The organism is Microcoleus sp. Pol12B4, assembly GCF_036701385.1.
In the GTDB taxonomy this organism is placed as follows: Bacteria; Cyanobacteriota; Cyanobacteriia; order Cyanobacteriales; family Microcoleaceae; genus Microcoleus.
Genome location: NZ_JAUBQR010000364.1, coordinates 1 through 3,398, shown reverse-complemented (window position 1 = coordinate 3,398; position 3,398 = coordinate 1). Strand labels below are relative to the sequence as shown.

The following is a 3,398-nucleotide window of genomic DNA, read 5'->3' as shown; positions in this document are numbered from 1 at the left end:
GGCATATCGGTTTTGTGTTTCAGCACTACGCTTTGTTCAAACACATGAGTATTCGGAAAAATATTGCTTTTGCGATGGAAATTCGCAAAGTTCCTAAAGGCTCAATTAGCAGGCGGGTTGATGAACTTTTGGATTTAGTGCAGTTGACAGGTTTGGGCGATCGCTATCCTTCGCAACTTTCCGGGGGCCAGCGGCAGCGGGTGGCTTTGGCGAGAGCTCTAGCAGTTCAACCAAAAGTGCTGCTGCTAGACGAACCTTTTGGAGCATTAGATGCTAAAGTCCGCAAAGAATTGCGATCGTGGCTGCACAACCTTCACAAAGAAGTTAATATCACCACAGTTTTTGTGACTCACGACCAAGAAGAAGCTATGGAAGTAGCCGATGAAATTGTGGTGATGAACAAAGGTAGAGTCGAACAAGTTGGCACTCCTGCTGAAATTTACGACAAACCAGCATCAGCTTTTGTGATGAGTTTTATTGGGCCTGTTAATGTGCTGCCGAATGCTGCGGGTTTGTTCGCCAGCAACGGCACAACGGCTCACAATAATGGAGCCGCCCATTCTGATTTAGTGTTTTTGCGCCCCCACGATGTGGAAATTAAAATTAAGCCGGAGTCTGGTTTTTCATTAGCAAAAGTCAGCCGCATCATTCATTTAGGGCGGGAAATACAAACTGAGTTAGTGTTAGAATCCGAGCAAGTAGTAACAGCTTACATCAGTCGCGAGCGCTTCGATTCTCTACAGTTAACGCGCGATCAGCACGTTTACGTCAAGCCCAAACACGCGATGACTTTCCCTGCTTATTCAATTTAAATCAGCGACTGCATCTTACTCAAAATACTATCCGGGCGCTTCTACAAAACACTGCTCCTACATCGTTACCAGGCTCGTGCCTGGTAATGCTGTCTCGTGGCTCCAAACCGGAGGCAGAGCCTCCTGAAATTCATTCCCAGGCAGAGCCTGAGAACGAGAAAAACGAGAAATCCCAGGCAGAGGCTGGGAACGAGAACTAAAAAAAAAGATAGGTGAAGAATATGACTGCTAACAAATTTAAGAATTTAGCAACTAGCACTTTACTTAGTTATCGCCGTTACATCCAGGCAGGATTAACACTTTGTGCAGGATTGGGACTGTCTGCGATCGCCTCTTCAGTTGCGTACAATTGGGAATATAAATCCATGCAAGCCGAACTGCAAGACCGGCTGGACAAAATAGCTACAGACATTCAGAGAGATGTTAGCGGCAATTTAGAAATAATTCGGGCGGTGGGAGCATTTTACAGCGTATTTGACGGCGTTAAAAAACCCGAAATTAATACATTTGTTGGTCCTGCCCTTTACCGCCATCCGAGCCTGAAGGCGATCGCTTGGCTGCCCCGTGTTTCAGACTCTCCGCAATTCCTGACTGATGAAATAGATTTAGGTTTAGATTTGACTGCCAATCGGCCAGCATTAGAAAAAGCCGCCAAAAGACAAGAAATTATCGCGACTGACCGTCAAGAATGGTCTTCACAAAATCAACCAAGCGTCTTCGTATTTCTGCCAATTTTTAGTCAAATCTCTTCTGACAATACCGCAGAGTTGCCACAAAATTTAATTCCTAGAAATGCAGAAAATTTGAAAGGTTTTGCTTTCGGAATTTTGCTCGTTGATGCTATTGTAAAGTCGGCTTTGCAGGAAACTCAACTCAAATTTGTTAATGTGTATCTTCAAGATGCTATGGCTCCTGAAGCAGAAAAATTTCTCGCTTTTTACGAAGCAAAGACTAAAAGGATCGTCACCGACGAAAACATTAAAAATAAACTCCAAATTGGGGAAAGAGCTTACTGCCCGGATGGCAGCAGTTGCACCCGCATTCTCAATATTGAAAATCGCAGGTGGTTGCTGCAACTGCGGTTAACGCCAGAGTACATTAATCCTCTAAGATTTTGGCGTTCTTTGACTGTTTTAATTTTTGGGACAATCTTAACTTTGGCGGCGACACTTTATCTAATGAGCTTGTGGAATTATACCGCTCTCATTGAAAAAATAGCAGCAGAACGCACGGCTAAATCTCAACGGCTAGAACAAACTTTGCAAGAGTTGCAACAAACTCAAAGTCAACTGATTCAGCAAGAAAAAATGTCTAGTTTGGGTTTATTAGTCGCTGGTGTCGCCCACGAAGTGAACAATCCTATTAGTTTTATTTACGGCAATATCCACCACGCCAGCGCATATACTAGCGATTTGTTAGAGTTGGTGAAACTATACCAAAAACAATATTTACACCCTCCATCGGAAATTTCCGAGTATTTAGAAAAGGTTGACTTTGACTTTCTCAGCAAAGATTTGCCGCAACTGCTGTCTTCGATGAAAATAGGAGCAGATCGCATTGTTCAAATAGTCCAATCTTTGCGGAATTTCTCTCGCTTAGATGAAAGCGAAATGAAACCTGTTAACATCCATGAAGGTATTGACAGCACTCTGCTAATTCTGCAAAGTCGCCTGAAAGCTACAGGCGATCGCCCGCCGATAGAAATTGTTAAAAACTACGGCAATTTACCTTTAGTAGAGTGCTATGCCGGACAATTAAATCAGGTGTTCATGAATATTCTGGCTAATGCGATCGACGCCCTTGAGAGTTACAACTTCGATCGCGGGCCCAAAGCAGCGAAATTCAATCCGATCGCGATCGCCATAACCACAGAATATTCACTCCCTGACAAAATAATTGTGCGGATATCTGATAACGGCCCCGGTATAGCAGAAAATGTCAAAAAACGGCTGTTCGACCCCTTCTTTACAACTAAACCAGTAGGAAAAGGGACAGGATTGGGACTGTCAATCAGCTATAAAATTGTCGTAGAAAAGCACAAGGGTGCGCTGCGCTGCGATTCAACACCGGGATTGGGGACGGAATTCTCGATCGAGATTCCGCTGCGACAAGAAGTCAGACAAGCAGTACCGTTTGTTTCGCGGAAAATATCGGAGGCAGCTTAGAAAGGGCTGGTGAAGAAAAATTTTTTTACAGAAACTACTGTAATTGGGTCGGATTACAGTATTATATGTAATAATGCCAAAATCAAGACTGCTTTAGGCAGCTTAAACCGTTGGCACTGCCGATACTGTATAACCCAAACACGGCGAGACTAAATATGTTCAGTGACTTGCAAATTATTTACGAACGCGACCCCGCGGCGCGCAACTGGCTGGAAGTATTATTTTGCTATCCCGGACTGCAAGCACTTTTTTTGCACCGGATAGCACACTGGCTTTATTTTGCTGGCCTGCCCTTTGTACCGCGCTTGATTTCCCAACTAAGCCGCTTTTTAACAGGTATTGAGATCCACCCAGGAGCAAAAATTGGTAGGGGCGTGTTTATCGACCACGGCATGGGGGTGGTAATTGGCGAAACTGCGAT

The 3,398-nt window shown here is 44.2% G+C and carries 3 protein-coding genes; all 3 read left to right on the top strand.

Annotated features, from left to right (window positions below; all coding sequences use genetic code 11):
* Positions 1-812 (top strand): sulfate/molybdate ABC transporter ATP-binding protein (locus tag QUA38_RS28080; RefSeq protein ID WP_333167675.1); only part of this gene is annotated, 812 nt, incomplete at its 5' end.
* A gap of 221 nt (positions 813-1,033) precedes the next feature.
* Positions 1,034-2,977: an ATP-binding protein gene (locus QUA38_RS28075; protein ID WP_333167673.1), complete on the top strand. Its 1,944-nt coding sequence runs from the start codon at positions 1,034-1,036 to the stop codon at positions 2,975-2,977.
* Positions 2,978-3,132: 155 nt separating this feature from the next.
* Positions 3,133-3,398, top strand: a 266-nt coding sequence (locus tag QUA38_RS28070) for a serine O-acetyltransferase (protein ID WP_445305127.1), incomplete at its 3' end; no start/stop codon positions are given.

Coding starts and splice junctions, on each gene's coding strand:
- QUA38_RS28075 (WP_333167673.1), top strand. CDS start 1,034: ATGACTGCTAACAAATTTAAGAATTTAGCAACTAGCACTTTACTTAGT.